Source organism: Curtobacterium sp. L6-1 (genome assembly GCF_018885305.1).
Lineage (GTDB): Bacteria > Actinomycetota > Actinomycetes > Actinomycetales > Microbacteriaceae > Curtobacterium > Curtobacterium aetherium.
In genome coordinates this window covers 1856140-1870616 of sequence record NZ_CP076544.1, presented here as the reverse complement: position 1 = coordinate 1870616, position 14477 = coordinate 1856140, and the positions used below count along the sequence as shown (strand labels likewise).

Annotated in this window: 17 protein-coding genes, 2 tRNA genes and 1 riboswitch; of the genes, 9 read left to right on the top strand and 10 right to left on the bottom strand. The window is 73.1% G+C overall.

Annotated elements, in window-relative coordinates:
• Nucleotides 1–3: 3 nt before the first annotated feature.
• Nucleotides 4–114: riboswitch (TPP riboswitch) on the top strand.
• The 4 genes from KM842_RS08535 (at nucleotide 109) to KM842_RS08520 (ending at nucleotide 3872) form a co-directional block, all read left to right on the top strand.
• Nucleotides 109–756, top strand: coding sequence for an ECF transporter S component (locus KM842_RS08535; protein WP_216257526.1), 648 nt, complete (start codon nucleotides 109–111; stop codon nucleotides 754–756). It overlaps the preceding riboswitch by 6 nt.
• Entirely contained in the window at nucleotides 753–2486 is a 1734-nt protein-coding gene (locus tag KM842_RS08530) for an ABC transporter ATP-binding protein (RefSeq protein ID WP_216257525.1), read from the top strand. The genes KM842_RS08535 and KM842_RS08530 overlap by 4 nt, the downstream gene beginning before the upstream one ends.
• On the top strand, nucleotides 2483–3289 hold the full coding sequence (locus KM842_RS08525) for an energy-coupling factor transporter transmembrane component T family protein (RefSeq protein WP_253206053.1): 807 nt from the start codon (nucleotides 2483–2485) through the stop codon (nucleotides 3287–3289). Before KM842_RS08530 ends, KM842_RS08525 begins: the two co-directional genes overlap by 4 nt.
• On the top strand, nucleotides 3282–3872 hold the full coding sequence (locus KM842_RS08520) for a nucleoside/nucleotide kinase family protein (RefSeq protein WP_216257524.1): 591 nt from the start codon (nucleotides 3282–3284) through the stop codon (nucleotides 3870–3872). Before KM842_RS08525 ends, KM842_RS08520 begins: the two co-directional genes overlap by 8 nt.
• 23 nt (nucleotides 3873–3895) lie before the next feature.
• On the opposite strand, the gene KM842_RS08515 is transcribed toward KM842_RS08520, so the two are convergent.
• From KM842_RS08515 to KM842_RS08495, 5 genes are all read right to left on the bottom strand, one after another.
• Nucleotides 3896–4240: a metallopeptidase family protein gene (locus KM842_RS08515; protein WP_253206358.1), complete on the bottom strand. Its 345-nt coding sequence runs from the start codon at nucleotides 4238–4240 to the stop codon at nucleotides 3896–3898.
• 124 nt (nucleotides 4241–4364) lie between these two features.
• A tRNA-His gene (locus KM842_RS08510) sits at nucleotides 4365–4440 on the bottom strand.
• Nucleotides 4441–4514: 74 nt separating this feature from the next.
• The gene (gene orn / locus KM842_RS08505) at nucleotides 4515–5153 is read right to left on the bottom strand and encodes an oligoribonuclease (protein ID WP_216257522.1); all 639 of its coding nucleotides are present in this window, start codon (nucleotides 5151–5153) and stop codon (nucleotides 4515–4517) included.
• Nucleotides 5154–5375: 222 nt separating this feature from the next.
• Nucleotides 5376–6617: an MFS transporter gene (locus tag KM842_RS08500; protein ID WP_216257521.1), complete on the bottom strand. Its 1242-nt coding sequence runs from the start codon at nucleotides 6615–6617 to the stop codon at nucleotides 5376–5378.
• Nucleotides 6614–7048 carry a MarR family winged helix-turn-helix transcriptional regulator gene (locus KM842_RS08495; protein ID WP_216257520.1) on the bottom strand — a complete coding sequence of 145 codons (435 nt, stop codon included), beginning with the start codon at nucleotides 7046–7048 and terminating at the stop codon, nucleotides 6614–6616. The genes KM842_RS08500 and KM842_RS08495 overlap by 4 nt, the downstream gene beginning before the upstream one ends.
• Nucleotides 7049–7176: 128 nt before the next feature.
• On the opposite strand from KM842_RS08495, the gene KM842_RS08490 reads away from it, so the two are divergent.
• Nucleotides 7177–7467 carry a hypothetical protein gene (locus KM842_RS08490; protein ID WP_216257519.1) on the top strand — a complete coding sequence of 97 codons (291 nt, stop codon included), beginning with the start codon at nucleotides 7177–7179 and terminating at the stop codon, nucleotides 7465–7467.
• 200 nt (nucleotides 7468–7667) lie between these two features.
• Nucleotides 7668–7931, top strand: coding sequence for a thioredoxin family protein (locus KM842_RS08485; protein ID WP_216257516.1), 264 nt, complete (start codon nucleotides 7668–7670; stop codon nucleotides 7929–7931).
• On the opposite strand, the gene KM842_RS08480 is transcribed toward KM842_RS08485, so the two are convergent.
• The 3 genes from KM842_RS08480 to KM842_RS08470 are packed head-to-tail and all read right to left on the bottom strand — an operon-like array spanning nucleotide 7872 to nucleotide 11133.
• A complete protein-coding gene (locus KM842_RS08480; protein ID WP_216257515.1) occupies nucleotides 7872–9377 on the bottom strand; it encodes a DUF6716 putative glycosyltransferase in 1506 nt (501 codons plus the stop codon). The two genes, KM842_RS08485 and KM842_RS08480, sit on opposite strands and share 60 nt — an antisense overlap.
• Nucleotides 9374–10252, bottom strand: coding sequence for an N-acetylneuraminate synthase family protein (locus tag KM842_RS08475; protein ID WP_216257514.1), 879 nt, complete (start codon nucleotides 10250–10252; stop codon nucleotides 9374–9376). The genes KM842_RS08480 and KM842_RS08475 overlap by 4 nt, the downstream gene beginning before the upstream one ends.
• Nucleotides 10249–11133 (bottom strand): acylneuraminate cytidylyltransferase family protein, encoded by an 885-nt coding sequence (locus KM842_RS08470; RefSeq protein ID WP_253206052.1) that lies wholly within the window; start codon nucleotides 11131–11133, stop codon nucleotides 10249–10251. Before KM842_RS08470 ends, KM842_RS08475 begins: the two co-directional genes overlap by 4 nt.
• Before the next feature lie 154 nt (nucleotides 11134–11287).
• On the opposite strand from KM842_RS08470, the gene KM842_RS08465 reads away from it, so the two are divergent.
• Nucleotides 11288–11872, top strand: a complete 585-nt coding sequence (locus tag KM842_RS08465) for a P-loop NTPase family protein (RefSeq protein WP_216257513.1) — start codon at nucleotides 11288–11290, stop codon at nucleotides 11870–11872.
• Nucleotides 11863–11935: transfer RNA gene (locus KM842_RS08460), tRNA-Arg, on the top strand. Before KM842_RS08465 ends, KM842_RS08460 begins: the two co-directional genes overlap by 10 nt.
• Before the next feature lie 61 nt (nucleotides 11936–11996).
• Here the strand turns inward: KM842_RS08460 and KM842_RS08455 are convergent.
• Entirely contained in the window at nucleotides 11997–13415 is a 1419-nt protein-coding gene (locus KM842_RS08455; RefSeq protein ID WP_216257511.1) for a hypothetical protein, read from the bottom strand.
• 92 nt (nucleotides 13416–13507) lie between these two features.
• Nucleotides 13508–13774 (bottom strand): hypothetical protein, encoded by a 267-nt coding sequence (locus tag KM842_RS08450; protein WP_216257509.1) that lies wholly within the window; start codon nucleotides 13772–13774, stop codon nucleotides 13508–13510.
• Between the two features lie 159 nt (nucleotides 13775–13933).
• Between KM842_RS08450 and msrA the strand changes: the two genes are divergently transcribed.
• Nucleotides 13934–14461, top strand: a complete 528-nt coding sequence (gene msrA, locus KM842_RS08445) for a peptide-methionine (S)-S-oxide reductase MsrA (protein WP_216257508.1) — start codon at nucleotides 13934–13936, stop codon at nucleotides 14459–14461.
• Nucleotides 14462–14477: the final 16 nt, after the last annotated feature.

Sequence of the window (14477 nt, the reverse complement as noted above, 5' to 3'; positions counted from 1 at the left end):
TGCTGGGACACACACGGGAGTCCGCCAGAGCGGGCTGAGAGGGAGCGAACCGCGCTCCGACCGTCGAACCTGATCCGGATCATGCCGGCGCAGGGAGGAGTCATCGCGATGTCCACTGGCACACCCATCGTCACGCCCACCGGACGGCCCACCGCCAAGCGCTCACTGCGCTGGCGCGTCGTCGACATCGTCGTCGCCGCGGTCCTCGCCGTCGCGGTCGGCGTCGTCTTCAAGCTCTGGGACTTCGCCTACGAGCCGATCGGCGCGGGGCTCGGTCTCGTCCTGCCCGGGTCGCAGGCCCTGGTCGGCGGGGTCTGGCTGCTCGCCGGGCCGCTCGTCGCGATCGTCGTCCGCAAGCCGGGTGCCGCACTGTTCGGCGAGATCGTCGCCGCGTCGGTCGAGGCCATGCTCGGCACCCAGTGGGGCTGGGGCACTCTGTTGTCCGGGCTCGTCCAGGGCATCGGCGCTGAGATCGTCTTCGCGATCTTCCTGTACAGCGTCTGGCGTCTGCCGGTCGTCATGCTCGCCGGCGCTGCCACCGGGCTCGCACTCGGCCTGAACGACGCCTTCCGGTACTACGCCGGCGCGACCGCCTCCTTCCAGGTCGTCTACGTCATCTGCGCGATCGTCTCGGGGGTCGTCATCTCCGGCCTCGGGTCGTGGCTGCTCGTCCGCGCACTCGCCCGCACCGGTGTCCTCTCGTCGTTCGCGGCCGGACGGGAGCAGGGGCGCCGGCCACGAGCCTCCGCAGCGTGACGACCGTCCCCGCACGGATCGCCTTCTCCGGCTGGGGCTGGCGCTACCCGGAGCGGCACGCCTGGGCCGTCCGCGGGGTCGACCTCGTCGTCGGCCCCGGGGAGCGGGTCGCGGTCGTCGGTCCCTCGGGCGCCGGCAAGTCGACCCTGCTGCGGGCCGCCGCCGGGGTGCTCGCCGACGACCCGGACGACGCGGACGACACCGCGGCGGCGGTCGAGGGCACGGTCCTCGTCGACGAAGCCGAACCGCGCACCGTCCGCGGCCGGGTCGGCCTCGTCATGCAGGACCCCGAGGCGCACACCGTCATGTCACGCCTCGGGGACGACGTGGCCTTCGGGTGCGAGAACACCGGCGTCCCGCGAGCGGAGATCTGGCCGCGGGTGCAGCACGCGCTCGACGTGGTCGGGCTCGACCTGCCGCTCGACCGTTCCACCTCCCGACTGTCGGGCGGCCAGCGGCAGCGGCTCGCCCTCGCCGGGGTGCTGGCGATGCGTCCGGGGGCGCTCGTCCTCGACGAACCGTGCGCGAACCTCGACCCCGACGGCGTGTCCCAGGTGCACGACGCCGTCCGGGCACTGCTCGACGACACGGGTGCGACGCTCCTCGTCGTGGAGCACCGCATCGGCACCTGGTTGGACCTGGTCGACCGTCTCGTGCTCCTCGAGCCCGGGGGCGGCGTCGTCGCCGACGGGACGCCGACCGACGTCCTCGCCCAGCACGGGGACGCCCTCGCCCGCGGCGGCGTCTGGCTGCCCGGAGCGGCACCCGGCCGGGGAACCGCCCGCCGGGGAGCCGCCGACAGCGGACCCGCCCCCAGCGGAGCAGCCGGCAGCGGACCCGCCCCCAGCGGAGCAGCTGGCAGCGGACCCGCCCTCCATCGCCCGACCGCTCCCGGCCCGACCGCTCCCCGTCAGCCCGCTTCCCGTCCGCCCGAGCAGACCGCCGCCGAGGGTGCACCCGACACGGCCCTGCTCCACGCCCGGGGTCTCGCGACCTCTCGGGGCCGGCACCGTTCCGTCGGCCACGGCATCGACCTCGACGTGCAGAGCGGTCGCGTCCTCGCGGTCACCGGACCGAACGGGGTCGGCAAGAGCACGCTGGGGCTCACCCTGGCCGGACTGCTCCGTCCCGGCGGCGGGGTCCTCGAGGCCACACCGACGCTGGCCGGGGCGCTCGGCACCGCCCCGCTCGGCTGGTCGAGTCGCGAGCTCGCGGCCCGCATCGGCACCGTCTTCCAGGACCCGGAGCACCAGTTCATCGCCCGGTCCGTCCGCGAGGAGATCGCCGCCGGGCCGACCGCACTCGGGTTCCCCGAGGACGACGTCGCCGCACGCGTCACCGAGGTCCTCGACGCCTTCGCCCTCGACCACCTCGCCGACGCCAACCCGTTCACGCTCTCCGGCGGTGAGCAGCGCCGGCTGGCGATCGGCGCGGTGATCGCCGCGCGGCCGCCCGTCCTCGTGCTCGACGAGCCGACCTCCGGGCAGGACCGCGCGACGTGGGGCGCCGTCGTCGAGCGACTCGGCGCCCTCGCCGACGACGGCACCGCGCTCGTCGTCATCACACACGACCAGGACCTCGTCCGCGCGCTCGACGCCGACGAGGTCGTCCTCGCCGTTGACGGCGCCACGCGCGTCGAGCGCCCCACGCCCGACCCGACTCCGACGCCGGCCGCAGCTCCGGCTCCGACGCCGGCACCGGCGCCGGCGCCGGCGGGGGAGCCACGGTGACCGCCCCGACGACGGACGCGGTCGGTCGGGCCGGAGCCGAGCCTCCCGTCCGACCCCGCCGCGGCATCGACGGCGTCCAGCCGGTCGCCGCGCTCCTCGGGGTCATCGCGCTCGGCATCGTCCTGGTGCTCAGCCTGGACCTCGTGTCCGCGACCGTGGCCCTGCTGCTCGAACTCGCCCTGCTACCGCTGCTCCGCATCCCGGTCCGCACCCTGCTGCTGCGGACCTCGCCGGTCCTGGTCGCCGTCCCGCTGACGGGTCTCAGCATCGCGCTCTACGGGCAGGCGTCCGGCCGTGTGTGGTTCGATTTCCTGTTCGCGCACGTCACGGACGGGTCGTTGCAGCTGGCGCTCGCGACGATGCTCCGCGTGCTCGCGGTCGGCATCCCGGGCATCGTGCTGTTCGTCCGGACGGACGTGACGGACCTCGCCGACGGGCTCGCGCAGGTGCTCCGGTTGCCCGCCCGGTTCGTGCTCGGCGCCCTCGCGGCGATCCGGATGATGACGCTCCTCGGCGACGACTGGCGGCAGCTCGCGATGGCCCGACGCGCCCGAGGGGTCGCCGACCGCGGACGCCTCCGCCGTGGCGTGTCGATGGCGTTCGGCCTGCTCGTCGTCGCCCTCCGACGGGCGACGACGCTCGCGGTCGCGATGGAGTCGCGCGGGTTCGGCGCCCCCGGTCCGCGGACGTGGGCGCGGCCGGTGCGGTTCGCGGGCCCGGAGTGGGCGATGCTCGCCGTGCTCGTCGGGATCGGCGTGGTCGCCGTCGCCGCGGCCGTCCTGGCGGGGACCTGGCGTGCCTGACGGCGCGTCCACGACGGGTCCGGAGGGGAACGCCGCGGGCACCGGACGGGAGGCCCGCCCCACCTCCGTCACGGCCCTCGCCGCCCGCGCGCGATCGGCCGCATCAGCTGCGGGGCACGACCGCCTCGTCGTGCTCGTCGACGGACGGTCGGGAACCGGCAAGACGACGCTCGGGAACGCCCTCGCGGCCGAGCTCGACGCGACGCTCGTGCACCTGGACGACGTGTACCCGGGGTGGGACGGCCTCCGCGCCGCGGCGGACGCCGTCGTGCACGAGGTCCTCGGCGCCCCGTCGGGCTACCGGCGGTGGGACTGGACGGCGTCGGAGCCGGCGGGCTGGGTGTCCGTCGACCCGGCGTCGCCGATCGTCGTCGAGGGGTGCGGTGCGCTCTCCCGCGCATCGGCGGCCCTCGGGTCGCTGCGGGTGTGGATGACGGCCGACGACCGGGAACGTCGGCGCCGGGCCATCGACCGGGACGGTGAGACCTTCGCGCGGCAGTGGGAGCGGTGGGCCCGGCAGGAGGACGCCTTCATCGCGGCCGAGGACCCGGCGTCACTCGCGGACGTGGTCCTGCGGTCGTAGACCTGCCGCATCCGGGCCGAGCGCTACGCCCAGCCGAGCTCGTGCAGTCGCTCGTCGTCGATCCCGTAGAAGTGCCCGATCTCGTGCACGAGCGTGGTGTGCACTTCGTCGGCGAGCTCCTCGAGCGTGTCGCACTCCGCCAGGTGCTGCTTCCGGTAGACGACGATGCGGTCGGGCAGTTCGCCGAACCCGTACTGCCCGCGTTCGGTCTGGGCGACGCCGTCGTAGATGCCGAACAGGTCCGACCCGTCCTCGGGCTCGTCCTCGACGACGAAGACGACGTTCTCGAGACCGTCCACCATGTCGTCGGGGAGCCGGTCGAGCTCGTCGGTCACGAGTTGCTCGAAGTCCTCGGCTGCCATCTCCATCACGGGTCCGATCGTGACACGCCTGCCCGTGCGATCCCTGGCCAGCGGCGTCGGCATCGTGGACGGCGGCGCACGGGGGAACGCCGAAGGCCCCCGTCCGTCGGACGAGGGCCTTCGTGGAGACTGGGGTGAGTAACGGGGCTTGAACCCGCGACCTCCTGGACCACAACCAGGCGCTCTACCAGCTGAGCTATACCCACCATGTGTCGGTCCGGCGAGCCGGAGCAACCACTCGATTGTAGTACATCCGAGCCCCCGCTTGGACCACCCGATCCTACTCGGCGGGCTGCGGGGCCAGACGTGACTCCCACTTCGCCACGACCTCGGCGGCGACGGCCTTCACGTCGTCGCTCGCGGGCCCCGGCTCGGGCGTGAACCCGGCGCGGCGGTAGTACTCGAGCTCACGGATCGACTCGAGGATGTCGGCGAGGGCGCGGTGCCCGCCGTGCTTCTCGGGCGAGTTGAAGTACACGCGCGGGAACCAGCGGCGGCAGAGCTCCTTGATGCTCGACACGTCGACGCTCCGGTAGTGCAGGTGGGCGTCGATGCGGGGCATGTACTTCGCCAGGAAGGCCCGGTCGGTCCCGATGGTGTTGCCGGCCAGGGGAGCGGTGCCCTCGGCGGGGACGTGGGCGAGGATGTACTCGAGCACCTGGTACTCGGCATCGGCCAGGGACACCCCGTTCGGGATCTCCTCGATCAGGCCCGAGGTGGTGTGCATCTTCGTCACGAACTCGTTCATGTTGTCGAGCGCGGACTGGTCCGGCTTGATGACGATGTCGAAGCCCGGGTGCACCGGGTTGAGGTCGAAGTCCGTGACGACGACCGCGACCTCGACGAGCTCGTCGACCGCGACGTCGAGGCCCGTCATCTCACAGTCGATCCAGACGAGGCGGTCATTCGCTGCAGACATGTCCCCGATCCTACTTCCGCCCACCGACGCGACCGACGCCCCGCACGCGGCGGCCAGCACCGACGACGCGACCGACGGCTGCGACGCGACCGACGACTGCGACGCGACCGACGACTGCGATGTGACCGACGTGCGCGACGTGCGTGGCGCGACCGACGCCCCCGCGCCTCCCGACCGCGACAGCGACCGCGACCGCCCCGCGAGGCGCCGCCCGCGCCACCGCTACGCCATCTCGCCGGCCGAGATCGCCTCGGCCTCGACCCGCTCCGGCTCGGCGCCGTCGTCGACACGTCGCAGGACCTTCGTGGTGGCCACGACGACGACGAACGCGACGGCCACCGAGGCGCCGGCGAACACGTACGCCGCGCTCGGCGAGTACGCGTCGGCGAGCAGGGTGGCGACGGGCGGGGCGATCGCGCCGCCGATGAACCGGACGGCCGAGTAGGCGCTGGACGCGACGGAGCGCGGGAGGTCGGTGGCCTCCATGACGGACTCGGTGAGCACGGTGTTGAGCACGCCGAGCACGAGGCCGCCGACGACGACGCAGACGATGAGCCCCGCGGGGGAGCGGACGACGACGGCAGCGGCGAACAGGTCGAGTGCGAGGAGCGGCAGTGCGAGCTTGAGCACGCTCGTCCGACGCATCCGGGCGGTGAGCATCGGCGCGACCCAGACGGAGGTGACCGCGAGGCCGACACCCCAGCCGAAGAAGGTGAACCCGATGCCGAGCGCCCCGAAGCCGAGCGGGAACGGCGTGTAGGCGAGCAGCACGAAGAAGCCGATGTTGTAGAAGAGCGCGGTCGCGGCGAGGGCGGCCAGCGCGGGGCGGCCGAGCGCGCGGAACGGTGCGGAGAGCTTGGTGGGGGTCGGCTTCTCGAGCATCCCGGGCTTGAGCAGCACGAGGATGGCGATGAACGCGACGGCCATCAGGGTGGTCACGCCGAAGAAGGGTCCGCGCCAGCTCACGGAGCCGAGCAGTCCGCCGACGAGCGGACCGACCGCGATGCCGAGGCCGAGCGCTGCCTCGTACAGGATGATCGCCGACGCGGTGCCGCCCGAGGCTGCACCGACGATGGTGGCGAGTGCGGTGGAGATGAAGAGCGCGTTCCCGAGGCCCCAGCCGGCGCGGAAGCCGATGATCGTCCAGACGTCGTTCGACACGGCGGCGAGCACCGAGAACAGCACGATGAGCGCGAGCCCGGTCATCAGGGTCTTCTTCGCGCCGATGCGGCTCGACACCCAGCTGGTGAAGAACATGGCGATGCCGGTGACGGCGAGGTAGCTCGTGAACAGCAGTTCGGTCTGCGCGGGGGTCGCCCGCAGGGACTCGGCGATCGCGGGGAGGATCGGGTCGACGAGCCCGATGCCCATGAAGGCGACGACGCAGGCGAAGGCGATCGCCCAGACCGCCGACGACTGCTTCAGGATGGAGCCGGACTGCCCGGCGGGTGCGTGCGCGTTCACGCGGTGGTCTCCGTTCTGGTCCTCGCTGCGATGAGGGCCGATGCTTCGTGCAGGACGTCCCAGTCGTCGTCGCTCAGGTCCTCGAAGAGGGGGCCGACGGTGCTGGTGAGTGCGGCGCGCCACGAGACGAGTCGCTCGCGGCCGGCGTCGGTGATCTCGATGAGCTGGCCGCGCGAGTCGTCGGGGTCGACGGTCCGCGAGACGAGTCCGTCGGCGGTCATGCCGGCGACCAGGCGGGTCATGGTCGGCTGGGACACCCGCGACGCCTTCGCGAGTTCGCCGAGTCGGAGGGACTCGTCGGCCTCGAGGATGCCGAGGGTGCGCCAGACGGCGGTGGACGTGGTGTGGCCGGTGGCCTGGAGCGCGGACCGGATGAGCCGGTTGACGGAGACGAGGAGCGTCTCGATGGTCTGTTCCCGCGCTTGTTCCATACTGAAACTGTATAGCCATGCTATGGATTCGGCAAGGAGGGTCGCCCCGCGTCCGTCACGTCGCCTGCCGCCGTCTCCGCTCCCGACGGGCTGGACGGCGCTGCCCCTCCCACTGGTAGGAAGGGAGCATGACCGACATCACCATCCACGAGGGCGACGAGTTCACCGCCATCTTCCACGGCGGCCCGTTCGACGGCACCACCGACACCCGCACCGCCACGAGCGATGCGCTGGACGACGAGGTGACGGTCTTCGCCGACATCGAGGGCCTCCAGACGGCCTTCACCTACAAGTCGACCGGCTCGCGCCAGGTCCTCGACCAGATCTCGGTCGACTACACCTTCGCGCCCGACGAGTCGGACCCGGTCGACGACCTGCAGGACCGCGGTGACCGCAGCGGCGAGTTCGACCGCGAGTAGCCGGTCCCGACGACCCCCGTCCGTCCTCGACGGCCGGGGGTCGTCCGCTGTCCGGATGCCGCCGCCCGGATGCCGCCGGCCTGAGGGCCACCGCCTGAGGGCCACCGCCCGGAGACCGCTGTCCGGAGATCGCATCGGGCGGCCGGTCGGGTGCGGCCCGATCGGGAGTGCTCGACGGGCCGACGCTGTTGGAGGACCACATGCAGGTCGATCTCTGGACGTCAGCGTTCTGCGCCCCGTGCGCCGCCGCACGCCGCGTGGTCGGTGACGCCGCCCGACTGGTGCCGGGCCTCGAGGTCACCGAGCGCGACGTCGCTGGCGTCCCCGAGCTGGTCGAGGAGCTCGGCATCCGTTCGACCCCCACCGTGGTGGTGCGACGCGACGACGGCACCGAGGTGTTCCGCTCAGCGGGCGTCCCGACCCGCGACCAGTTCCTCGTCGCGGTCGCGAAGGCCCTCGACTGACACGGTCCTGACGGCCGGTCCACCCGACGCCGACACCGCCGACCCGGGCACGCCAGCCACCGGCCCGCAAGACCCCGGTCCGCCCGACCCCGGTCCTCCTGACCCGGGCGCGCCGGACACCGGCGTCGACCGCAGCGCCCGCCGCAGCCGTCGGAGCGATCGTTTCACCGCTCGGATCGGTGTGCCGATGAGCACCGCCACGCGGCCGATCGCCGACCGGTCGAGGTCGCCGAGCGCGTTCCGCCGCTCCCACGCCCGCCGGAGCACGCCGCCACGACTGCGGCGGGCAGCGGGCCGGTCGACCGTCAGCCCCGCGTCCCGCAGCGCCATGAGCGCTTCCGCACGGTCGCTCCAGTCGTCGTCCTCGGGCGGGTGGAAGTAGTTGTCCGTCATCCACTCGGGCCGGACCGTGCCGAACCGCCCGTGCACCAGGTCGTCGGCGTCGCCCTCCAGCCCGCTGTCGACGAACACCTCGTTGATGAGCGTCCGGGACGTGCCGAAGTCGGTCAGCGTCAGGGCGGGCACCCCGCGAGCGGCTGCCTCGAGGACGGCCGTCGAACTGATCGTCACGAGCGCCACCGCGCGGTCGAGGTGCACCGACATCGGCCCGGCCTCGACCACCAGGTTCGACGGGGCGTCGGGCGGCAGCAGTTCCGCGTACGGGTACGTCTCGCGGTGCGTCTGGTGTTCACCGGCGGCCGCGCGCGTCTTCACCACCACGCGCCACTCCGGGTGCGCGCGTGCGGTGTCGGCGAGCCACCCGACCACGCGGCGACGCTCGTCCTCCTCCTTCGGCACGCTCGGCTGCGCGGCGAAGACCACGGCGTCGCGTGGCACCGGGCTGCGTGTCGTGACGGCCGGTCGGGCGAACGGCAGGGTCGCGAGGGCGAACGCCGGTTCCACACCGCCCGCCGTCGCCAGGGCCGTGTACTCCCGGACCTCGCGGTGGCTGTGCAACACGAACAGGTCCGCGCGGGCGCGGAGGAACACGCCCTTCCACTTCGCCGGGAACGAGATGCCCGGCAGCCCGCTCAGCAGGACCGGCCGTCGGGGCACGGCCCGGCTGATCACGTCGATGAGGACCTCCGCCACCGGGCCGATGCAGGACACCAGCACGGCGTCCGGCGGGTCAGCCTGGAGGCGCGCCACGACCTCGTCCACGCTCTGGGGCTCGGGAGGGGCGAGGTCGATCGGGCCCAGACGGGCGTCGACGTCACGGAACGCGGCCCGCAGCTGCGCCGGGCTCGCCGACCGTGGCGTCGCCACGGTCCGCAGCTCGAGTGACCAGTTCGGCGGGGCCGCCGACAGCAGGTGGGCGCCCCACTTGGCGAAGGAGTCGGTGTCGACCAGACCGACCACCCGGCGGCGGCGGGGTGCGGCGCCGGAGGGGTGCCGTGCCTCCCGGCCGTCACCGACCGCGTCGTGGTCGTGCTCCGCAGTGCTCACGCACCCACCCGGCGGAGCTTGGCGAGGGGCGCCTCCTCGCCGGGGAAGATGCGCTTCACGCCGTCGCCCATCGCGGTCTCGATGATGCGGATGTCGCGGACCAGGGTGCGCAGGCCGTGCGGCTCGAGCGAGGCGGCGTGGTCCGAGCCCCACATCGTGCGGTCCAGCGTGATGTGCCGCTCGACCGCGGTGGCACCCAGGGCGACCGCGGCGAGCGAGATCTGCAGGCCCGGCTCGTGGCCCGAGTAGCCGACCGGGACGCCCGCGTAGGCGTAGCGCGTGGCGAGGGTGTCGATCATGCGGAGGTTCGCCTCCTCCGGGGGGAGCGGGTACGTCGAGGTCGCGTGCATCAGCACGAGGCGCTCGGTGCCCAGCGTCGAGACGGCCCGGTCGATCTGCTCGAGCGTCGACATACCCGTGGACAGGATGACGGGCTTGCCGGTCGCGGCGACGGCGGCGAGCATGCCGAGGTCCGTCACGGACGCCGAGGCGATCTTGTAGGCGACGACGTTGAGGTCCTCGAGGAACGCGACCGACGGCTCGTCCCACGGCGACGCGAACCAGTCGAGGCCGCGCAGGGTCGCGTGGTCGCCGATCTCGATGTACTGGTCGCGGTCGAACTCGACGCGGTACCGGTAGTCGAGGTAGGTCATGTCGCCCCAGGGGGTGCTGCGCGGCATGGACTTCATGTGCTCGGGCGTGGAGATCTCGGGCGTGCGCTTCTGGAACTTCACGGCCTGCATGCCGGCGTCGGCGGCGACGTCGATGAGCTGCTTGGCGATCTCGACGTCGCCGTTGTGGTTGAGGCCGATCTCCCCGATGAGGTAGGCGGGGTTCCCCGCGCCGATGGTGGACAGGCCGATGCGGACGCTCATGGTGCTCCGTTCTCCGCGGCGGTCGCCCGCGCGGGGTGGGGATGGGGGTCGGAAGGGGCTGCTGGTTGCGGTCGTCCCGGTGCCGGTGTCGATGTCTGTGTCTGTGTTGGTGCCTGCGCCGGTGCCGGTGCCGGTGCCGGTGCCGGTGCCTGTGTCGGCGCCTGCGCGCTTGTGTCGGCCTCGACCAGGGGGGCCAGAGCGGCGGCGAGCGCGAGGTCGTCGGCGTCGTCGATGTCCACCGCGGTGCGGGCCGGGACGACCGCCAACTCGACGCGGCCGAAGAAGCGGTGGCGTGCCTCCCGGAAGCCGGCGACGCGGACCACGTAGAACGCCCCCGTCTCGCGGTACTCGGGCGCTCGGTCCTGGCGGCGGGGGCGCGTGGCGGCGTCGTGGTTGACGGCGACGGCCGACCCGTCCTCGGCGACGCGCCAGATGAACGCGTGCGACGGTGCGGCGGCCAGGACCGCGTCGGCGCCGCCGTCCAGGACACGGGCGACGGCGGCGTCGAGCTCGTCCGCTCGGGTGAAGGGGGAGGTGGCCTGCAGGAAGACGAGCACCTCGGGGGCGGTGTCGGCGTCACCGGTGTCGGGGTCCGTCAGGACGTCGAGGGCGTGCAGCAACGCGGACTCCGACGAGGCCTCGTCGCCGGCGAGCGCCTCGGGTCGGCGGACGATCCGTGCGCCGACGGACAGCGCCTCGGCTGCGATCGCGTCACCGTCGGTGCTGACGACCACCGCGTCGATGGTCTCGGCGGCGCGGGCGGCGTCGATGGACCGCGCGACGAGCGAGCGACCGGCGACCTGTCGCAGGTTCTTGCCGGGGATGCCCTTCGAGCCCGACCGCGCCGGGATCACCGCGACGACACGGGGGGAGGAGCTCATGTGGGGAACCGTAGGGAGACGCGGTGACGCCGAGGGGAACGCCAGGGGGACGGGTGACGAACCGTTCCGGAAGGAGGGCGGGACGCGCCGGCGATCGCTGGCTGCTGGTGGTCGACCGCTGGCGGACGGCCCGCCTCGGTCCTAGGGTCGGGGGATGCTCGGAGCCGACGCCGTCCTCGACCCACCGCCGCGACGGGTCCTCGTCGCCGGGACCGCCGGCGTCGGCAAGACGACGACTGCCGGCAGGATCGCGGCGGCGATCGGCGCTCCCCACACGGAGATCGACGGGCTGTACCACGGGCCGGGGTGGACGGTCCTGCCGACGTTCGAGCAGGAGGTCCGACGCGTCACCTCGGCGCCGACGTGGGTGTCCGAGTGGCAGTACCGGTCCGTCCGGGCGCTGCTCGTCGAACGAGCGGACACCCTGGTGTGGCTGGACCTGCCGCGGCGTGTGGCGTTCTGGCGGCTGCTCCGGCGCACGCTCCGTCGGCGGCTGCGACGCACGGTGTTGTGGAACGGCAACGTCGAGCCGCCGCTCTGGACGTTCCTGACCCGCCGGGAGCACATCCTGCGCTGGGGGATCGCGACCCGGAACGCGATGCGGGAGCAGGTCCCGGCGCTCGTCCCGGACGCCCCGCACCTGCGCGTCGTCCGACTCCGGTCGCAGCGGGAGATCGAGCGGTTCGTCGAGCGTCTGGTGGTCGGCACCGAATACAATCGTCGGCGTCCGCCTCCGTAGCTCAGTGGATAGAGCAGGTGGTTTCTACCCACCGTGCCGCGGGTTCGATTCCTGCCGGGGGCACCGACGACGACGGCCGCCACCCTGTCCGGGTGGCGGCCGTCGTCGCGTGCGTGGGGTCAGATCACTCGTCGTCGTCCGAGCGGCGGCGCAGTTCGCTGGCGCTCACCGGGTTGGCGTACGGCGGCTCGGAGGTCTCGTCGGCGTCCGCCGGTCCGGCCGGGGAGCCGGTGGACCGGGTCGGGACGGACCATGTGGGCGTCGTGCTCGAGGGGTCGACCGGCGCGCTGCCGGAGCGGCCGTCGTCGGACGGGTCGCGGCGGTCGCGGTCGGAGTCCGCGGAGCGTCCGGCCGGCAGGTCGTTCTGGGCGGAGCGCACGGCGGGGGACCGGTCGGACGCGCGCCCGAGGTCGTCGATCCGGACGTCGTCGACCACGTCGTCGTTGTCGGAGTCGGCGCTGGCGGTTCCGGTGTCCGAGGTTCCGGCGCTGGGCGTTCCGGCGGCGGGGCTGCCGGTACCGGGGGTGCCCGTGCTGCGGGGGTCCGCTCCGCGGGCGTCGAGGGTGCGCGTCGCACCGACGGAGGCGCCGGACGGCCGGTCACCCGCATCGCCCCGTGCGGCGGACCAGCCCGGGCCGGACGACCCGGCAGTCGACGAACCCGATCCGGTCGACCCGACGGACGGCGAGCCGAACGCGGGGGAGCCGAGCGCGGGACGGATCGGGGTGGTCTCGCCCTCGGAGTACGGGCGCGTGCTGTTGTCGGTGATCGGGACGGTCGCGTCCGCACCGTACGACGGAGCGGCCGGACGGACGGACGAACCGGCAGCGGCGGGCCGCGTCTGCGCCGATCCCTCGTCGCCCCGGGCGGACGAGGTGGTGCGGCCGGCGCCGCCACGGTCGTCGTCGGCCGCACGCGGGACGCTCGGCTGCGCGGGACGCAGGGAAGTGGTGGTCGGTGTCGGTGCCGGCTCGGGCGCGCGGCTGGCGTCCACCTTGTCGGCGTTCCACTCCTGCTGCCGCGAGATGAGCTCGGCGTCCGGGTCCGGGGAGTCGAACTTCCAGCGCTCGAGGTCGCTCTTGAACAGCTTGCGTGCACGGGCCGGACGCGCCTGCCACTCGAGCATGCGGTCGCGGAACTCGACGAGCGACTGGTCGGCCTGGAAGTTGAACGTCGACGAGTTCTTCTTGATGTCGGCGATCTCGTGCTGGGCCCAGTCGGCGGCGATCGAGGCGCCGGCGACCGGGAGCAGGCGGAGTCGCACGTCGGCGTCCTCGGCCAGGTGGTCCGCGTAGGCCCGTTCGTCGTGGCCGAGCGAGCCCCACGTGGCGGCCTTGCGGGCTGCCGACACGAGACCGGCGACGGCGGCGTTCTTCGCCTCGCGCTCGTGGAGGGTCACGACGCGCTTCGTGGCGCCGCGGCCGATGAGCGCGGCGACGATCCCCGCCACGAGGATGGCGAGGAAGGGGATGACCGCCCCCGACACCACGCGCCATCCTTCGTCGGACGAGGTCCAGTCGATCAGGTCGTTCCACCACTGCATGCGCGCACCATACCCACGGATCGTTCAGGTCCGGCGGAGGACGGACGGCGGGGCCGCGCATCCATCGCACCTGGTCCCGGTGTGGGACACCATCACCAGCGGAGGGTGTCGACCGCGTCGTCGGCGTCCCACACGTTCGGGAGCTCGACGAACCGACGCTCGGCGGCGACGTACCGACGGGCTCGGTACGCGGTGCCGCCGGCGACGTCGACCCGGTCGACGTACCCGACGATCTCGCCGTTCGCCCGGGTGACGCGGCTCAGGTCGTCCCGGACGTCGAGGATGCGGAGGTCGCCGCGCGACCGCGCCACCGGCCGCGGCGAGTGGATGCTGAGCCGGGCGTCCGTCGTGGTCTGCATGGGTGCCTCCTGGTCGTCTGGTGTGCCACGACCGTACGGCGGGCCACCGACACGCCGACGGACCGGCGGCCGACCTGGGGAACACCGCCGCGCCTCCCGTGGTTGTGGAGGAGTGTCCCGAACCCGGCTCCGCGGAGCCCAGGAAGGTAGGTTGTGGCCATGACCACGTTCGTGCTCGCAGGTGGATGCTTCTGGTGCCTCGACGCGGTGTACCGCACGCTGCAGGGCGTGCAGGACGTCGTGTCCGGCTACGTCGGCGGGACCGACCCGCACCCGACGTACGAGCAGGTGTGCACCGGCACGACCGGCCACGCCGAGGCCGTCGCCGTCACGTTCGACGAGAGCGTCATCCCCGCCGACGTCGTCCTCGACGTCTTCTTCACGCTGCACGACCCACGACAGCTGAACCGTCAGGGCGCCGACGTCGGCACCCAGTACCGGTCCGCGATGTTCCCGGCGGACGACGAGCAGCGCGCCCTGTTCGAGCGTGCGATCGACCGCGCCTCGGACATCTGGGACGGCGGGGTCGTCACGACGCTCGAGCCCCTCACCGATTTCCACCGCGCCGAGGAGTACCACCAGGACTTCTTCGCGAAGAACCCCGGTCAGGGCTACTGCCTCGCGGTCGCGCTGCCCAAGGTCAACAAGGTGCGCAAGGCGTACGGTCAGTACATCCTGGCGTCCTGACGACGGGGCGTCCGGG

Excerpts from the sequence above, each read along its gene's own strand:
- KM842_RS08535 (WP_216257526.1), top strand. The coding sequence starts at position 109 with ATGTCCACTGGCACACCCATCGTCACGCCCACCGGACGGCCCACCGCC.
- msrA (WP_216257508.1), top strand. The coding sequence starts at position 13,934 with ATGACCACGTTCGTGCTCGCAGGTGGATGCTTCTGGTGCCTCGACGCG.
- KM842_RS08495 (WP_216257520.1), bottom strand. The coding sequence starts at position 7,048 with ATGGAACAAGCGCGGGAACAGACCATCGAGACGCTCCTCGTCTCCGTC.
- KM842_RS08475 (WP_216257514.1), bottom strand. The coding sequence starts at position 10,252 with ATGAGCGTCCGCATCGGCCTGTCCACCATCGGCGCGGGGAACCCCGCC.
- KM842_RS08465 (WP_216257513.1), top strand. The coding sequence starts at position 11,288 with ATGCTCGGAGCCGACGCCGTCCTCGACCCACCGCCGCGACGGGTCCTC.
- KM842_RS08450 (WP_216257509.1), bottom strand. The coding sequence starts at position 13,774 with ATGCAGACCACGACGGACGCCCGGCTCAGCATCCACTCGCCGCGGCCG.
- KM842_RS08515 (WP_253206358.1), bottom strand. The coding sequence starts at position 4,240 with ATGGAGATGGCAGCCGAGGACTTCGAGCAACTCGTGACCGACGAGCTC.
- KM842_RS08455 (WP_216257511.1), bottom strand. The coding sequence starts at position 13,415 with ATGCAGTGGTGGAACGACCTGATCGACTGGACCTCGTCCGACGAAGGA.
- KM842_RS08490 (WP_216257519.1), top strand. The coding sequence starts at position 7,177 with ATGACCGACATCACCATCCACGAGGGCGACGAGTTCACCGCCATCTTC.
- KM842_RS08485 (WP_216257516.1), top strand. The coding sequence starts at position 7,668 with ATGCAGGTCGATCTCTGGACGTCAGCGTTCTGCGCCCCGTGCGCCGCC.
- orn (WP_216257522.1), bottom strand. The coding sequence starts at position 5,153 with ATGTCTGCAGCGAATGACCGCCTCGTCTGGATCGACTGTGAGATGACG.
- KM842_RS08470 (WP_253206052.1), bottom strand. The coding sequence starts at position 11,133 with ATGAGCTCCTCCCCCCGTGTCGTCGCGGTGATCCCGGCGCGGTCGGGC.